Genomic DNA, 17,521 nt, shown 5'->3' with positions numbered 1-17,521 from the left:
TGCGATGGATGCCGCAATCAAAGCAGATGCCCTGACCAAACGCTACGGTGCGCTGACGGCACTGGACTGCGTGTCGTTCGAAGTGGGGCGCGGCGAGCTGTTCGGCCTTATCGGCCCCGACGGCGCAGGTAAAACCACGCTGTTCCGGCTGCTTGCTACGCTGCTGAATCCCGATGCCGGCAGCGCCCGGGTCGACGGTTTGGACATCGTCGCCGACTACCGCAAAATCCGCGAGCGCGTGGGTTACATGCCGGGTCGCTTCTCGCTCTACCCCGACTTGTCGGTCGAGGAGAACCTCGCGTTCTTCGCGGCGCTTTTCGGCGTTGAAATGCGGGCCAACTACGATTTGATAGCCCCGATTTACAGCCGGATAGAGCCGTTCCGCACACGCCGTGCCGGAAAACTTTCGGGCGGTATGAAACAGAAACTGGCGCTGTGCTGTGCCTTGATTCACCGCCCCTCGGTGCTGCTGCTCGACGAGCCGACAACGGGCGTGGATGCCGTGTCGCGCAGCGAATTCTGGGACATGCTGTCCGAACTGAAAAACAAGGGAATTTCGATTCTCGTGTCGACGCCCTACATGGACGAGGCCCGCCGCTGCGAGCGCATCGCTTTGTGCAACAACGGGAAGGTGCTCGGCATCGATACGCCGCAGGGCATCGTCGCACGGTTCGACGAGCCGCTTTTCGCACTTTCGGGTGACGACATGTACGGCCTGCTGCTGGCGGCCCGCCGTTCGGCCGGGGTGCGTGAATGCTACCCTTTCGGCGAGGCGCACCACCTCATTGCGGCTCCCGGTTTCGATGCGGGCGAACTGGCCCGGGAGCTGGCCGGGCAGGGATTTCGCGATGTGACGGTGCGTCCGGCCGATGCGGGAATCGAAGATGTATTTATAAAACTGATGCGCCATGAATGAGCCGATAATATCCGTCCGGGATTTATGCAAGCGGTTCGGCGGTTTTACCGCCGTCGACCGCATTACGTTCGACGTGGGCCGCGGGGAGATTTTCGGGTTCCTCGGGGCGAACGGCGCCGGCAAGACCACTGCGATGCGCATGCTCTGCGGGTTGAGCTACCCTACTTCGGGCGGCGGTACGGTCGCCGGGTTCGACATCATGCGCGAGGGCGAGCAAATCAAACGCCATATAGGTTATATGAGCCAGCGTTTTTCGCTCTACGACGATCTTACGGTGCTGGAGAATATCCGCCTCTACGGCGGCATCTATGGATTGACGCGGATGCAGATACTGCGCCGTGCGGTGACGATGCTCGGCCGTCTGCGCTTCCGTTCGGAAATCAACACGCCGGTAGGCTCCCTGCCGCTGGGCTGGAAACAGAAACTGGCTTTCTCGGTGGCGACGCTCCACCGGCCCGAGGTGGTCTTCCTCGACGAGCCTACCGGGGGCGTCGATCCCGTGACGCGCCGCCAGTTCTGGGAGATGATTTACGAGGCCGCCGCCGGGGGCACCACGGTGTTCGTGACCACGCACTATATGGACGAGGCGGAGTACTGCTCGCGCGTGTCGATTATGGTCGACGGACAGATCCGCGCGCTGGACACCCCTGCCGCTCTGAAAAAACAATTTGCCGCCGCATCGATGGACGAGGTGTTCCGTTCGTTGGCGCGGGAGGCCAAACGCGCCGAATAATGGGAGGCTTCTTGTCATTCGTCAAAAAGGAGGCGCTGCATATCCTGCGCGACCGGCGTACGATGCTTATCGTGCTGGTCATGCCCGTTATCCAGCTGCTGTTGTTCGGATTCGCCATTTCGGTCGAAATCAACAACATCGACTTCGCCGTGGCGGCCCCGCACCGGACGGAGGCCGTCCGCGGAGAGGTGCAGCGCATTGCGGCCAATCCCTACTTCAGTTTCCGGGGTTACATTTCGCAGGCGGAAATCGACGATGTCCTGCGTACAGGCAGGGCCGACGCCGTGGTGGTCTTTGCCGACGACTACGACCGCCGGATGGCTGCCGCAGGCCCGGAAGCTGTGTCTGAAACGGCCGTCCAGCTGGTTTTCGATGCCTCGAACCCCAATACGGCGGTCGCCGGCGCCGGTTATTTGCAGAATATCCTGCTCTCCGGGCGGCAGTCCGCTGGCGCCATGCCCGAAACACACCTCTTGTATAATCCCCGGATGAAGAGCGCCTATAATTTCGTACCGGGTATCATGGGGCTGATTTTCATCCTTATTTGCGCCATGATGACCTCCGTGTCGATTGTGCGCGAAAAGGAAACGGGGACGATGGAGGTGCTGCTGGTATCGCCCGTGCGTCCGCTCCGGATTATCTTCGCCAAGATGATTCCCTATTTCCTGCTCTCGTGTATGAACCTCGCGACGATTCTCCTGCTGGCGCGTTATGTCCTCGACGTACCCATGTCGGGCAGCATCGGCGGATTGGTCGGGCTGTCGATGCTCTATCTGGTGCTGGCGCTGGCCCTCGGGCTGTTTATCTCCACCGTGTCCGACAACCAGATTACGGCGATGCTGATTTCGGGCATGCTGCTCATCCTGCCGATTATCATGCTCTCGGGCATGGTCTTCCCCATCGAAAATATGCCGGGCGTCCTGCAGGGCGTTTCGTACATCATTCCCACACGCTGGTATATCTCCGCCGTGCGCAAACTGATGATCGAGGGGCTGCCGTTCGCCGCGGTGCTGCGGGAGTTCTTTATCCTGCTGGCCATGACCGTGCTTTTGATAGGCGTGGCTTTGAAGAAGTTCAACGATAAACTCGAATGACGATGCGAACACTACTCGTTTTACTCGATAAGGAGCTCCGGCAGTTCATCCGCAATCCTTTCCTGCCGAAGATGGTCGTCGTCTTTCCGCTGATGGTGATGCTGGTCATCCCGTGGGTCACGACGATGGACGTCCGCCATATCCGTATTTCGGTGGTCGACAACGACCGTACGGCGGCTTCGCGGCGCCTCGTGCAGAAAATCGCCGCTTCGGATTACTTCACCTTGCAGGACGTGGCGGGGCATTACGGGACGTCGCTCGCGGAACTGGAGGCGGGTGTGGTCGACGTGATTGTCGAGATTCCCGACGACTTCGAGCGCTCGATTGTTGCCGGTTCCCCGAAAAAGGTGAGTATCTCGGCCAACGGCGTGAACGCCCTCAAAGGCAACCTCGGAATGCAATATACCGTGCAGGTGGTCATGCAGACCCTTGCCGGGTTGCGCGGCGACGAGGGATTGCCCGCCGCACCCGAAATGGTTGCGGTGCAGAACCGTTACAACCCCATGCTCGAATACCGATATTATATGATTCCCGCGCTGATGATTATGCTGCTGATTATGTTGTGCGGCTTCCTCCCGGCGCTGAATCTCGTCGGCGAAAAGGAAACGGGAACGATCGAGCAGATCAACGTAACGCCGGTCGGCCGCTTTACATTCACGCTGGCGAAACTGATTCCGTTCTGGATTATCGGGCTGGTCGTGCTGGCGGTAGCCATGCTGCTCGGATGGATTGTCTACGGGCTGGCTCCCGCCGGGTCGTTCGGCGCTGTCTACCTGGCTGCGGCGCTGTTTATCCTCACCATGTCGGGTATGGGGGTGATTGCAGCCAACAACTCCTCGACCATGCAGCAGGCGATGTTCGTCATGTTCTTCTTCGTGATGGTTTTCGTGCTGATGAGCGGCCTGATTACCCCGATCGAGTCGATGCCCGGATGGGCGCAGTGGCTCACCCGGTTTTTCCCGCCCCGTTATTTCATCGATGTCATGCGTGCGGTATACCTCAAAGGCACTGCGATCGGCGAATTGTGGGGCAGCTACGCCGCTCTGGCCGCTTTTGCGGTCGTGTTCAATGCCGTCGCCACCCTGACTTACAGGAAACAGGCCTAACCTGTCCCTGCCCGCAGCCGTGCATTGCGGCCGCGGACCCCGCTCCCTATCTCCGGCCGTTAATTTAAAATACCTGCCGTTATGGAAAAAGAATCAGTTTTGGAAGCCGTTTACGGGCTTTTCCTCCAGGAGGGAATCCGCGACATGCGGATGCGTACCATTGCCGGGAAACTCGGCATCACCAGACACGAGTTGTGCAGCCTCTTTCCCGGGAAATGGGAACTGGTGACGCAGTGTGTGGAATACGGCCTGCAACGGCTCAATACCGTGCTGGACGCTGCTTGCGCCTCATCGCGAACTCCGGTCGAGGTGCTGCTGCGTTCGGCTGTCACCGCTTACGATGCTTTCGGAGCGATGAGCTGGCAGTTCATCGAAGATATCGCCTACTATCCGGTTGCGGTCGATGCGGTCAACGGCGAGCGGCGCCTGCTGCGGAAACGGCAGCGCTCGGTTTTCCGGCAGTGCGTCGAAGAGGGATACCTGTTCGGCATGGAGTATTCCGGGCTGCTGGAGCAGTTTTTCTGGCCGGATTTCAAGACCGAAAGCCGGCATCGCGACGCGGCCTTGCGCGTGCTCTTTACCATCATCCGCGGTTCGGCAACCGAACGCGGCTGGCAGGAGACGGAGCGGGTGCGGCGGTTGATGGAGTTATCTTGCTGACCCAAAGCTGTTTGTGAATAAAAAAGCCCCGTAAAGGGAGTCCGGCCCGGGTGCCGGGTTCCCTCTTTTCTGTGCTGTCCGCACCCGCCCTGCGCGGTGTCGCGGCCGGTAAAATGTGGGTGATGTGATAAAAAATAAAATTTATTGTTTTCCGGCATGTCCCGTAATTATTTATTTTGCGCGGTGCGAATTGCCAAATACCGTTGAAAATGTCTTGTTTATAGTAAAAATTATTATCTTTGTCCAACAATTCATCATACCAGTCATTATTTGTAATTATGGTCGATTCATTCTTGGGACAGGCAGAGGAAGGTAACAAAACCGCCCTGCTGAAACGGCAACTGATAGGACATTATATAACGGGCGGCGATTTCAGTATTACCGATTTGAGCCACGAAATGAACCTGTCCGTTCCGACGATTACCAAACTCGTTACCGAGCTTATCGAAGACGGTTTCGTGCACGACTTCGGCAAACAGGGGACGGCCGGGGGACGCAGGCCCAATATTTACGGATTGAATCCCTATGCGGGATACTTCGTCGGGGTCGACATCAAGAAAGACATCATCACCATGGCGGTGATTAACTTCAAGGGACAGGTGGTCGACATGCGCGACTCCGTGCCGTTCGTCATGGAGAATTCGGTGCAGTCGCTCGACCGGCTGTGCGAAGCCGTAAACGGGTTCATCGCAAAGAGTAAAATCGACCACAAGAAAATCCTTTCCATCGGCATCAACCTCTCGGGGCGTGTCAATTCGCGGACGGGATACAGTTACAGCTACTTCTTCGTCGAGGAGCAGCCGCTCTCGATGTTGCTGGAACAGCGCCTGGGCTGCAAGGTATATGTCGAGAACGACACCCGCGCGATGACCTACGGGGAATATATGTGCGGTGTCGGCAATAACGAGAGTACGATGATATTCGTCAATGCGAGCTGGGGTTTGGGTGTCGGCGTGGTCGTCGACCGCAAACTGTTTTACGGCAAATCCGGGTTCTCGGGTGAATTCGGCCATTTTCCCCTGCTGGACAACGAGGTGATATGCCGCTGCGGCAAACGCGGGTGCCTCGAAACCGGCGCCTCGGGCTCTGCCGTATACCGGATATTCATGGATAAACTGGCGCAGAACCGCGTTTCGATGCTTTCGGACAAATACAACCGCGGCGACAAAATTACCCTGGACGATATTCTCGATGCGCTGGGACAGGAGGATGTGCTTGCCATCGAAGTGATGGAGAATGTCGGGCATACGCTCGGCAAAGCCCTCGCGGGACTTATCAACCTGTTCAATCCCGACCTGATTGTCCTGGGCGGGACGCTGGCGGTGGCCAAGGATTACATCATGCTGCCGCTGAAGAGCGCTATCAACAAATATTCGTTGCAGCTCGTCAACAAGGACACCACGATTAAATTGAGTAAACTGGGCGAAAAGGCCGGTGCCGTGGGCGCCTGCATGTTGAGCCGCAGCAAAATGCTGGGATTGATGTAGTTGCGTTCTGATTCGCCTGTCAGATAAAAAGTCCGTATTCGTACGGACTTTTTTATTTTGGCACTCCTTAGATGCGATTTGAAGCCGTACCGTGATTATTTTTGGTAATTTCGAATAAAAAAAGCTATAATATTATTTCATTGTAAATTTATTTATTATATTTGCATTGAAAAACAATAAAATTTACTTTATTTTATGCGAACTATAAAATGCAGCCCGATATGAAAACTTCTAACCGAAGGAATTTTCTAAAAAAAATAGCTGTCGCCGCTGCTTCCACCGTCGCCGTTCCCGGGGTGGTCAAAGCGGCTTCGAATATCGCTGCCGCGGAATCGGAAGCGGCTGCCGCCCCGCCGGGACGAAGCCCCCTGCTGGTTCCCCGGGAGAATGGGCTGCGTATCTCGGGCACGTTCCTCGATGAGATTTCGCATGATATCCCCCACCAGAATTGGGGCGAAAAGGAGTGGGACGCCGACTTCCGCCATATGAAGGCCATCGGCATCGATACCGTAATCGAAATCCGATCGGGTTACCGCAAGTTCATTACCTACCCGTCGCCCCACTTGCTGAAGCAGGGGTGCTATATGCCGTCGGTCGATTTGGTCGATTTGTTCCTGCGGCTGGCTGAAAAATACGGGATGAAATTTTATTTCGGCCTCTACGATTCGGGCAAATACTGGGATACGGGCGACATGTCGAGCGAAATCGAGCATAATAAATATGTGATCGAGGAGGTCTGGAACATTTACGGCCGCAAATACAAGAGTTTCGGCGGCTGGTATTTGAGCGGTGAAATCAGCCGCGCCACCAAAGGAGCCATCGGGGCGTTCCATGCCCTGGGCAAGCAGTGCAAGGAGGTGTCGGGCGGACTGCCGACGTTCATATCGCCGTGGATCGACGGCAAGAAGGCCGTGATGGCCAGCGGCAGCAAACTGACCAAGGAGCAGGCCGTGTCGGTCGAGCAGCACGAGCGCGAATGGGACGAGATATTCGACGGCATACACGACGTGGTCGACGCCTGTGCATTTCAGGACGGGCATATCGATTACGACGAACTGGATGCGTTCTTTACGGTCAACAAGAAACTCGCCGACCGCTACGGCATGCAGTGCTGGACCAATGCCGAGTCGTTCGACCGCGACATGCCCATCAAGTTCCTGCCCATCAAGTTCGACAAACTGCGCCTGAAACTCGAAGCCGCCAAACGCGCCGGTTACGACAAGGCCATCACCTTCGAATTTTCGCATTTCATGAGCCCCCAGTCGGCTTATCTGCAGGCCGGGCATCTCTACGACCGTTATAAAGAATACTTCAATATCAGGTAGCCTATGAAAAAAACACAGACTACGAACACCGGCTACGTGGCATTTCTCTCCTTGGTAGCCGCCATAGGCGGGATTTTGTTCGGTTACGACACGGCCGTCATTTCGGGTACGGTGAGCGGCGTAGCCACCCAGTTCGGGCTCGACGCCATGCAGCAGGGGTGGTTCGTCGGATGCGCGCTTATCGGCTCTATCGGCGGCGTTGCGGTCGCGGGCGTCTTGAGCGACCGCTTCGGACGCAAGCTGACGATGCTCCTCTCCGCCGTGCTGTTCACCGTGTCGGCCGTAGGCTGCGCCGTATGTGCCGATTTCACCCAGTTGGTCGCCTACCGCATTGTCGGCGGCATCGGTATCGGCGTGGTGTCGATTGTATCGCCGATGTATATTTCGGAGGTGGCCGTCGCCCGTTGGCGCGGGGCGCTCGTGTCGCTCTACCAGTTGGCCATCACGGTCGGGTTTCTGGCTGCCTATCTCGTGAATTTCCAGATACTCAAATCGGCCGAAACGGCTGTGTACTCCTCGGCGCTGATGCAGAAAATCTGGATTACGGAGATGTGGCGCGGCATGTTCGGGGCCGAAACGCTGCCTGCCCTGCTGTTTTTCATCGTCATATTCTTCATCCCCGAAAGTCCGCGCTGGCTCGTCCTGCGGGGACGCGATGCGCGTGCGCACGTCGTGCTGGAGCGTATTTACCGCTCGCCGGAACTCGCCGACGGGGAAATTGCCGCCGTGCGCGGTACGGCGGCAGCCGCTTCGCAGTCGGAGTGGCGCATGCTGTTTGCCCCGGGTATCCGCAAGGCGGTCGTAATCGGGGTCTTCATTGCCATCCTGGGGCAGTTCATGGGCGTAAACGCCGTGCTGTACTACGGCCCGACGATTTTCGAGAATGCGGGCCTTTCGAGCGGCGATTCGCTCTTCTCGCAGGTGCTCGTCGGAGTTGTCAACATGCTTACCTCCGTGCTGGCACTGGTGATTATCGACCGTGTGGGACGCAAGCAACTGGTTTACTGGGGCGTGTCGGGAATGATTCTGTCGCTGTTGTGCATCGGCATCTATTTCCTGTGGGGCGCTGCTTGGGGCCTGTCCAATGTATTCCTGCTGGTATTCTTCCTGGCGTATATCTTTTTCTGTGCCGTGTCGATTTGCGCCGTTGTATGGGTGCTGCTGTCGGAGATGTACCCTACCCGCGTCCGCGGACTCGCGATGTCGATCGCTGGACTCGCGCTGTGGGTCGGTACGTACCTGATCGGACAATTGACGCCATGGATGCTCGAGAACCTTACGCCTGCCGGCACGTTTTTCCTGTTCGCGGCGATGTGCGTACCTTATATATTGATTATCTGGCGTGCCGTGCCCGAAACTACGGGACGTTCGCTCGAGGAAATCGAGAAATACTGGCAGAAAGACGCGTAACGGGCATTGCATGGGATTTAACTTCATAGACTAAACTAATATACGATATCATGAATTTTCAAGAACTGGCTGGCAAATATAAGTCGGAACTGTTGGACAGCGTCCTGCCGTTTTGGTTGGAACATTCCCAGGACAAACAATACGGAGGTTACTTCTCCTGCCTCGAGCGGGACGGCAGTGTCTACGACACGGACAAGTTCGTCTGGCTCCAGGGGCGCGAAGTATGGCTTTTTTCGATGCTCTACAACAAGGTAGAGCCGCGTAAAGAGTGGCTGGAATGTGCCGTGCAGGGAGGCGAATTCCTGAAAAAATACGGACACGACGGCGACTACAACTGGTATTTCTCGCTCACGCGTGACGGACAGCCGCTCATCGATCCCTACAATATCTTCTCCTATACGTTTGCCACGATGGCTTTCGCGCAGCTGGCTGTCGCCTCGGGGAACAAGGAGTACGCCGACATTGCCAAAAAGACGTTCGACCGCGTGTTGGAAAAGCGTCAGCATCCCAAGGGCAAATGGTGTAAGGGGCATCCCGGAACGCGTCCGATCAAGGATTTCGCGCTGCCGATGATTCTGTGTAACCTCACGCTCGAAATCGAGCAGCTCATCGACCGCAAACTCATCGACGAAACGATTGAAACCTGCCTGCACGAAGTGATGGAGGTGTTTTACCAGAAAGATCTGGGGCTTATCGTCGAGAATGTTTCGGCCGCGGATAACTCGCTGGTCGATTCGTTCGAGGGGCGCTCGATCAATCCGGGCCATTCGCTCGAGGCGATGTGGTTTATCATGGATTTGGGCAAACGGCTCCACCGTCCCGACCTTATCGACAAGGCCGTGAAGATTGCCTTGTCGACCATCGAATATGGCTGGGACAAGCAATACGGCGGTATTTTCTATTTCATGGATCGCCTGGGTCGTCCCCAGCAGCAGCTCGAATGGGATCAGAAACTGTGGTGGGTGCATATCGAATCGGCGATTACGATGATTAAGGCCTACCAGCTGACGGGCAACAAAGAGTGCCTCGCGTGGTTCCAGAAACTGCACGACTACATGTGGACGCACTTCAAAGACCCGAAATATCCCGAATGGTTCGGTTATCTCAACCGCCGCGGCGAAACGCTGCTTACGCTCAAGGGGGGTAAATGGAAAGGCTGCTTCCACGTTCCGCGCGGCCTGTACCAGATATGGCAGATACTGGAACAGTGCAAATAGACGGCCGGCACGCCGGATAACTGCCTGCGGCCCGGAAACGTGCCGTGAAACTTGCATAAAACGTAGAAACCAAACATGATACGCACAGGATTCATACTGTCCGTCGTGTTGGCTGCCTCGCTCGGGCTTGCATGTCCGGCGTGTGGCAGTAAGACACGCTGTACGGTCGACGTACTGGTTATCGGCGGCACGACGTCGGGAACGGCGGCGGCCATCGCCTCGGCATGTGAGGGAGCCGCCACGCTCGTGGTCGAACCCACGCCCATGCTCGGGGGAATGATCTCGGCGCAGGGGGTGGCGGCCATTGACGGCAACCACCAGATGCCGTCCGGGCTGTGGAACGAGTTCCGCGAAGCGATACGCAGGCACTACGGCGGTGCGAACGCCGTAGCCACGGGCTGGGTGAGCAACACGCTTTTCGAGCCGCATGTGGCCGACAGCGTATTCAAAGCCATGGCGGCGGCCGAGCCGCTGCTCGAAGTCCGCCACGGATACCGGCTCGTCGAAGTGTATAAGCGCGGTCGGCAGGTAACGGGCGCACGGTTCGTCGACGAGACGGGCGGCAGACTCGATGTTTCGGCCCGCGTCACCATCGATGCCACCGACTTGGGCGACGCGCTGCCGTTGAGCGGCACCTCCTATCGTTTGGGTATGGACGCACGTGCCGATACGGGTGAGGCGCTGGCTCCGGAACAGGCGAACGATATCGTGCAGGACCTGACATTCGTGGCTATCCTCAAGGATTACGGCAAAGGCGCCGACAAGACCATACCGCGACCTGCAGGTTACGACCCGGCGGAGTTCGCACACAGCTGCCAGACGGCTGAAGGCAAGCCCATATCGGCCGAGGTGATGCTCAATTATGGGCGCCTGCCCAACGGTAAATACATGATCAACTGGCCGGTCAACGGCAACGACGTCTACCTGAATGTGGTCGGACTGCCTTATGCCGAGCGTGACGCGGCGTTGCGTCCCGCCCGCGAAAAGACCCTGCGGTTCGTCTATTACATCCAGCACGAGCTGGGATTCCGCAATCTGGGGATTGCCGACGATGAGTTTCCCACGGCGGACGGGCTGGCCTGCCTGCCCTACCACCGCGAGGGCCGGCGCCTGGACGGAGTGATTCGGATGACGCTCGACGATGTAACGGCGCGTTACGACCGTCCGGCGGCGCTATACCGCACGGGCATATCGGTCGGCGACTACCCTGTCGACCATCACCATGACTGCCGTCCGGAAATCGGGAAGATTCCTTTCCCTCCGGTGCCGTCGTTCAGCATTCCGGCCGGGGTGATGATTCCGGCCCGAACCGAGAACCTCATTGTGTCGGACAAGGCCATATCTGTTTCGAACCTCATCAACGGATCGACGCGCCTGCAGCCCGTCGTCCTGCTTACGGGGCAGGCGGCAGGCACACTCGCGGCGCTGGCCGCCAAACAGGGCTGTGCGCCGCGCGAGATTCCGGTGCGCAGGTTGCAGGCCGCCCTGCTGGCGCAGAAAGCCTATATTGCACCGCTGTATGACGTGAAACCCGACGATCCCGATTTCGAGGTGTTGCAGCGCATCGCCGCGACGGGTATTCTGCGCATGACGGGCGAACCGTTCCAATGGGCAAACCGGTCGTGGTTCTATCCCGACCGTACAATCTCGGTCGGTGAATTCAGCCGCGGCCTGCACGACTATGCGCCGCAGGTCGAGGTGACCGATGATACGGCCCTGCTGACGGCCGCTTCGGCTTCCGAGCTGCTGCGCAAGGCGGGCGGAACGATTGCCGCGAGCAGCGATACAAGGCCTATAACCCGGCGCGAGGCGGCCCGTATGACGGATGCTGCGCTGCATCCGTTCGACCGCGACGTCGATTTCGAAGGAAACTTAAAATAAGGATAAACCCATGAAAAAACTCATTCTCCTGTTGTTGGCCGCCGCGGCTGTTACGGGTGCGTCGGCACAGGCACAGCGCGATACGCTGACCTGCGATAACGATTACTACCGCTCCAAGCGCAATGTCGAGGAGTTGGTGCCGGTCACGCGCCATAACATCGTGATGCTCGGCAACAGCTTGACCGAACGGGGTTTCTGGTCGGAGTATTTCCAGGACAAACGCGTGCTCAACCGCGGTATCGGCGGCGACTGCATATCGGGGATGATCAACCGTGTGCAGCCGATTGTCGACGGACAGCCCAAAGCCATCTTTATCATGGGCGGCGCCAACGATTTGCTGTTCTCGAAAATCTCGAACGAGAAACTCCTGCAGCAATACGAACGCCTGCTGGATATTATCGCCAGGGAAACGCCGCGCACGAAAGTCTATATCCAGAGCCTGCTGCCCCTGAACGAAGTTTATAACGAGAAGTTCATGAAAGGCAAGAATGCACGCTTCGTTGAATTCAACGGTTTGCTGCGTGCCATGGCCGAACGCCGCGGCCTGACCTTTATCGACATCTGGAGCGACATGCAGCGCAACGGGGAGCTGCCCGACGAGTACACGTTCGACGGCATCCATCTCAAAGCCGCTGCTTATGCCGTGTGGATTGGGAAGATTAAACCCTACATAAAATAAGTTTCTGGATGAAACACCTGCTCTTTGTCATGGCCATGTTCGCTTTTTCGGGAGCCTGCGCCTCCGGGGCGCACTTCTGCAAAGCCGATTCGGATAAGGTGCGTTTCACGGGGCGAGCCGCCCGGAATGTCGACGGCAGCCTGTCGTTCGACTGGAGCGGCAGCCACTTTACCTTTTGTTTCGACGGAAGCTCCTGCTCGATGCGCGTTTCGGATACCGGGCGTAATTACTATAACGTATTCGTGGACGGGGAACTGTACGGCAAGGCGACGACCGAGGGCCCGGTGTCGTCCGTGGTACTTGCCGAGGGGCTCGCAACCGGAAGACACACCGTGATCGTGCAGAAACGCACGGAGGCCGAGCAGGGCCGCACGACGCTCTTCGGTATCGAAACCGACGGCGTCATGCTGCCCCTGCCGCCCGCTCCGGCGCGGCTGATTGAATTCATCGGCGATTCGCATACGTGCGGCTACGGCACGGAGGGGAAATCGGCCGCCGAGCCGTTTACCCCCGAAACCGAAAACTGCGATTTGGCCTGGGGATGCATCATCGCCCGTTATTTCGATGCCGAATACGTGCTCGTCGCCCACTCGGGACAGGGCGTCGTCCGCAACTGGGCCGATGAAAAGGAGACCTCCGACCTGTCCATGCGCCAGCGCGTCCTGCGTACGTTCGACATGGACGAAGAGCCGCAATGGAATTTCCGGGACTATACACCCGACATCGTTGTCATAAAACTCGGCACGAACGATTGCAGCACGGGAATCACCCCTTCCAAGGAGGCGTTCGGTGCGGCATTCGCGGAGATGTACGGCAACCTGCGCGGAAAATACGGTGCGGTGCCGATTCTCTATGTCGTACCGACGGGCGCCGAGCCCTTCTACGGTTACCTGCGAACGATTATGGCGGGACTGGACGACAGGAACCTGCATTGCATCATGCATTTCGACGGCGTTACGGACAACGGCGCGGATATGGGGGCAGGCTACCATTTGAGCCACCGCGGACAGCGTAAAATGGCTGCGGCGGTAATTCCCTACATTGCGACGATTACCGGCTGGGACATTCCCATGCGTGCGATACGATAAATCCTTGAAGCTATGAAAAAGTTATTGCTCTTTCTCCTCGCCGTTGTGGTCTGCGCTGGAAATGCAGGCGCACAGGCTCCGTCCGACTGGGCGAATTTCGGGCGTTTCGAACAGGCCAACCGGGAGCAGAAACACGCTCCGAAGGCGGTCATCATGGGAAACTCGATTACCGAACTGTGGGCCGGAAAACACCCGGAGTTCTTCGCCTCGCACGATTACGTGGGGCGCGGCATAAGCGGGCAGACGACCTCGCAGATGCTCGTGCGGTTCCGTGCCGACGTGCTCGAACTGCATCCGCAGGTCGCCGTTATCTGCGGCGGAACGAACGACATCGCACAAAACAACGGCTATATATCTTTGCCGCATATTCTGGGCAACATCGTGTCGATGGTCGAACTGGCCCGTGCCAACGGCATCCGTCCCGTGTTGTGCTCGGTGCTTCCGGCGCGTGAGTTCGGCTGGCGCAAGGGGGTGGAGCCCGCTGCGAAAATTTGTGAGCTCAATGCCCTGATCCGCGCCTATGCTCAAAAAGAGAACATTCCGTATGTGGACTACCATGCGGCCATGTCCGAACCGGACGGCGGAATGATCGAAGCCTATACATACGACGGAGTCCATCCTACGGAGGCGGGGTTCGACGTGATGGAAAAAATCCTGCCTCCCGTTATCGACTCGTTGCTGAACGGCACGAAGAAACATCGCCGGCGCAGGTAATTCTCTGTCCTGTGGTTGACAAAGCCCGAAACAGCAATGCTGTTTCGGGCTTTGTCGTGGAAGTGATACGGCTTCCCGTTTACTTTTTGAGCAGCAGTACGCTGCCGCCTGCGGCGTCGGCCGAGATTTTCAGCGTATGGCGACCGTCGGCCGTAACCTGCACCCTGCCGTAGGAGTCGAGCACCTCGTATTTCCGGGCGTCGAGGTAGGACGGGAGTTTCAGGTCGCGTTTGCATGCTTTTTTGCAGTCTATGAAGATGGCCGTGCGGCCGTCTGCGATGCCCTCGTAGCACAGCAGTTCCGTATCGTCTGCAAGGGGCGATACGAACCATGTGTAGATGCCGCGCCAATTGATTTGGTCGCCCTCTTTCATGCTTTTGTCCGCGATGAGTTTGTGGTAGCTCTTGCCGTACGAGGCGTTGATGAATACGATGTCGTCGTCCCCCAGGCGGGAGTGGTCGCCCAGGCCGTCAGGCAGCAGGAACGTGGATTGGTAAGCTTTTGTGTTTTTCTCGAGATAGCGCCGGAACTGCGGGTATTGGCCCTTGTTGAACGTCGAAACGTCGGCTGCCGGCGTCCAGTCGCCGTAGGCTCCCGCCGGGGTGAACAGGTGCGTTTCGCCCTCGAACATCGACTGCATGCCGTAGTAGATGGCGATGGTTACCGGTGTCGGGTTGCAGAAGCGGTGTGAAGCGGCGACCTCGATGTTGTTGCGGTTTATCCTGTAACGCACCGATTCGCGGCAAAGTACGTCGCGCAGCTCCTCCTCTCCGGCGGCGTTCCGGTAGGGACGCGACGGGTCGAGGATTACGTTCTCCACTTCGATTTCCACCTGGCCGGCCGTAACGGCCAGATCACCGTCGATGCGGTTGCCGTCCACGAATACGGCATATCCCTCGTTATAGGCCGTGCGGGCTGTCCGCTCCATGTATTTGTGGTTCGCGCCGCACCAGCCGCATCCCGCCACGGCGAACGGGCCGATATTGTCGCTGTAAGCCAGGTTGAGCACGACCTCGGGCTGTGTTTCGGGTTTGTTGGTGGGAGTTGCATCGTTGTTGCCGATGATGCCGACCCGGTAGAACGTGTACAGTTCATTGAACATGCACCGTTTGAACCAGTAGACGATGTCGGTGCTGCGATCCATCTTGGCTGAAATGTAAAGGTCGTCGCCCTGTCGTTTGACGAACATTTTTTCGGAGTAGGGACGGCTGTCCGTATCGTTGTTTCCGCTCCCCTTTCCGCCCTCTTTGCGGCCGTGTTCGCCGTCGGCGCACGCGGCTGCGGGCAGGGCGCAGCAAAGTGCCAGCAGGTAGATTGCGAATCTGAATTTCATGGTTGCGTTTTTTAGGAAAGCGATATATCCGGAATTATTCCGGATATATCGCAGTCATATCTGAATATCAGTTCTTTGTTTTGGTTTACTCGCCGGATAGCTTGAGGAAGAGATCCGGACGGTCGGTGGTGATGAAATCGATTTGTTTTTCGACCGTCCATACCATGTCGACCGGATTGTTCAGCGTCCATACGTTCGAAATCATTTTCATGCGTTTCATATCGTCGAGCCACGACGGGTTCTTCAGGTACACCCCGTAATTGTAGTCGCCGCCTGCGGCGCCCAGCGCTTTCAGCTCTTCCGGTGAAATGTTGCCGCCCAGGTAAAGCACCGGGGTCTTCGGCGACAGGCGAATCAGCTCCTCCATGGCATGGCGCGAGAACGTGATGTAGGTCACCCGTTTGGTGAGCTTGCGCTGGTCGATCATCTTCACGACGGCTTCTGCTGCCGCATTCTCCGCTTCGGGCGTGGCGTGCTGCTTGAGTTCGAGGATAAGGCGGACTTTCGTGTTTTCGGCGGCATCGAGGAATTGTGCCAGCGTGGGCAGCGGTTCGCCGTTTTCGAGCTTGAGTGTCGTCAGGGTGGTCGACGGGGTTTTCTGTACGTCGTAGCCGTCGTGCCAGCCGTCGTGGTTGAGCACGGGTACGCCGTCCGATGCCATCCATACGTCGAATTCCACGCCGTAAACACCCAGCTGGTCGGCCTTGAGCAGCGAGGTGATCGAGTTCTGGGCCGAACCCTCCGTGTGCCAGTATCCGCGGTGCGCGATAACCCGGGTCTTGTTCTTTCCCGGGAATCCGTATTTCATGATATGGCGCATCCGGATAATCCGTGCCAGGCGATCCATCAGGGCTTTGTCTTTCGGGTTTTTGGACTCATTGAGGGTCAGTACGCCGCGGTTGCCGCAATAGTAAGCCACGGCCGAGGAGTTGAATACGTCGTTCTTCTCGAAGTGGTTGATGTAGGCCACCATCCGGTCGTAGGACGAGTTGGGAATATCTGCCGTGGCCTTTTCGTCGAACTCGAACTCCATGGCCATCCCGTGGCGGCGTGCCGTAGCACAGGCGTCGTCGAGCCGGCTGTCCGGAATCGAATGGTTGAAGAAGTGGTTGGGCTGCTGGTAAGCCACGTCGAATCCCAGTCGTTTCCACTCCTCGTGTCCTTTGGCCTGCCAGTACGGAATCCAGTAGAAAAGTTTGCCTTTGGCGTGGATATACTCGCTCAAGGGGATGGTCAGGTCGGCGCAATGGTGCGTATCTTCGGCCACCCAGTAAAATCCGGACAACTCCAGGTGCTTGTACCCTGCGGCTTTGAACCGTTCGAGCAGTTCGTCGATGTACCATTTCGTAGCGGCAATCTGGTCTTCCTCTTTCGAGAAATCCATCACCCGGCCGTCCAACTCACCCCAGTCTTTCTGGTCGCGTATCGCTTCGGGAAGTCCCAGTACGACCTGGTGTTTGAAAGCCGGTTTGCCGATCTCGCGAATCTGCTCGCCGATGCACTGGTCGAGTGCGGAAAGCGATTTGCCCTGTTCGAATATCCGATCCAGCAGCCATGCCCATTCACCCTTGCGGGCATTCAGCTTTTCGTAGCCGACGGTATAGTTGCGTCCGGAGCCGTCTTTGAATTCGAGGAACAGGAATCCGTCGAAGAGCCAGTCCTTCGTGCCGTCCGCGAAGTGGTTTACCACGTAAGGCCTGAATTCGTCGACCGTCCAGTCGAGGCGGTGGCTGCCGCCCTGATAAATCAGGGCGAGATCCTGTATGCCTGTCGTCTGGTAATTTTGTGCGGCGGCAGGCTTGTGGAAAATCGTGAGCGCCGCAAGAAGCAGGTAAAATGCGAATGTTCGGGTTGTTTTCATCGTATTTCTTTGTTGTT

Annotated in this window: 15 protein-coding genes; 13 read left to right on the top strand and 2 right to left on the bottom strand. The window is 57.5% G+C overall.

The window, feature by feature from the left end; genetic code table 11:
* The first annotated feature begins 4 nt into the window (after positions 1-4).
* The 13 genes from QZT71_RS01420 to QZT71_RS01360 all read left to right on the top strand — a co-directional run bounded on the left by QZT71_RS01420 (position 5) and on the right by QZT71_RS01360 (position 14,310).
* Positions 5-916, top strand: coding sequence for an ABC transporter ATP-binding protein (locus QZT71_RS01420; RefSeq protein ID WP_295911383.1), 912 nt, complete (start codon positions 5-7; stop codon positions 914-916).
* Complete coding sequence (locus tag QZT71_RS01415; protein WP_295911382.1) at positions 909-1,649, top strand: ABC transporter ATP-binding protein; 741 nt, start codon at positions 909-911, stop codon at positions 1,647-1,649. The genes QZT71_RS01420 and QZT71_RS01415 overlap by 8 nt, the downstream gene beginning before the upstream one ends.
* The gene (locus QZT71_RS01410; protein ID WP_295911380.1) at positions 1,649-2,743 is read left to right on the top strand and encodes an ABC transporter permease; all 1,095 of its coding nucleotides are present in this window, start codon (positions 1,649-1,651) and stop codon (positions 2,741-2,743) included. Before QZT71_RS01415 ends, QZT71_RS01410 begins: the two co-directional genes overlap by 1 nt.
* A 2-nt stretch (positions 2,744-2,745) precedes the next feature.
* Positions 2,746-3,849, top strand: coding sequence for an ABC transporter permease (locus tag QZT71_RS01405; RefSeq protein ID WP_295911378.1), 1,104 nt, complete (start codon positions 2,746-2,748; stop codon positions 3,847-3,849).
* A gap of 81 nt (positions 3,850-3,930) precedes the next feature.
* Positions 3,931-4,509, top strand: a complete 579-nt coding sequence (locus QZT71_RS01400) for a TetR/AcrR family transcriptional regulator (RefSeq protein ID WP_295911377.1) — start codon at positions 3,931-3,933, stop codon at positions 4,507-4,509.
* Between the two features lie 278 nt (positions 4,510-4,787).
* Positions 4,788-5,996 (top strand): ROK family protein, encoded by a 1,209-nt coding sequence (locus QZT71_RS01395; protein ID WP_295911375.1) that lies wholly within the window; start codon positions 4,788-4,790, stop codon positions 5,994-5,996.
* A 221-nt stretch (positions 5,997-6,217) separates the two neighbouring features.
* Entirely contained in the window at positions 6,218-7,321 is a 1,104-nt protein-coding gene (locus QZT71_RS01390) for a DUF4434 domain-containing protein (protein ID WP_295911374.1), read from the top strand.
* Between the two features lie 3 nt (positions 7,322-7,324).
* Entirely contained in the window at positions 7,325-8,731 is a 1,407-nt protein-coding gene (locus QZT71_RS01385) for a sugar porter family MFS transporter (protein ID WP_295911371.1), read from the top strand.
* Positions 8,732-8,781: 50 nt separating this feature from the next.
* Positions 8,782-9,948, top strand: coding sequence for an AGE family epimerase/isomerase (locus tag QZT71_RS01380; protein ID WP_295911369.1), 1,167 nt, complete (start codon positions 8,782-8,784; stop codon positions 9,946-9,948).
* Between the two features lie 75 nt (positions 9,949-10,023).
* The gene (locus QZT71_RS01375; RefSeq protein ID WP_295911368.1) at positions 10,024-11,829 is read left to right on the top strand and encodes an FAD-dependent oxidoreductase; all 1,806 of its coding nucleotides are present in this window, start codon (positions 10,024-10,026) and stop codon (positions 11,827-11,829) included.
* A 10-nt stretch (positions 11,830-11,839) separates the two neighbouring features.
* The gene (locus QZT71_RS01370; RefSeq protein ID WP_295911367.1) at positions 11,840-12,508 is read left to right on the top strand and encodes a GDSL-type esterase/lipase family protein; all 669 of its coding nucleotides are present in this window, start codon (positions 11,840-11,842) and stop codon (positions 12,506-12,508) included.
* An 8-nt stretch (positions 12,509-12,516) separates the two neighbouring features.
* On the top strand, positions 12,517-13,596 hold the full coding sequence (locus tag QZT71_RS01365) for an SGNH/GDSL hydrolase family protein (protein ID WP_295911366.1): 1,080 nt from the start codon (positions 12,517-12,519) through the stop codon (positions 13,594-13,596).
* A gap of 12 nt (positions 13,597-13,608) precedes the next feature.
* On the top strand, positions 13,609-14,310 hold the full coding sequence (locus QZT71_RS01360; protein WP_295911364.1) for a GDSL-type esterase/lipase family protein: 702 nt from the start codon (positions 13,609-13,611) through the stop codon (positions 14,308-14,310).
* Between the two features lie 79 nt (positions 14,311-14,389).
* Here QZT71_RS01360 and QZT71_RS01355 read toward each other — a convergent pair whose 3' ends face one another.
* Positions 14,390-15,643, bottom strand: a complete 1,254-nt coding sequence (locus QZT71_RS01355) for a hypothetical protein (protein WP_295911362.1) — start codon at positions 15,641-15,643, stop codon at positions 14,390-14,392.
* Between the two features lie 85 nt (positions 15,644-15,728).
* Positions 15,729-17,504: a DUF4855 domain-containing protein gene (locus QZT71_RS01350; protein ID WP_295911361.1), complete on the bottom strand. Its 1,776-nt coding sequence runs from the start codon at positions 17,502-17,504 to the stop codon at positions 15,729-15,731.
* Positions 17,505-17,521 lie beyond the last annotated feature (17 nt).

The sequence above is a fragment of the uncultured Alistipes sp. genome (assembly GCF_902388705.1).
GTDB lineage: Bacteria > Bacteroidota > Bacteroidia > Bacteroidales > Rikenellaceae > Alistipes.
The sequence above is the reverse complement of the archived record's forward strand: the minus strand, read 5'-3'. Positions and strand labels throughout refer to the sequence as shown.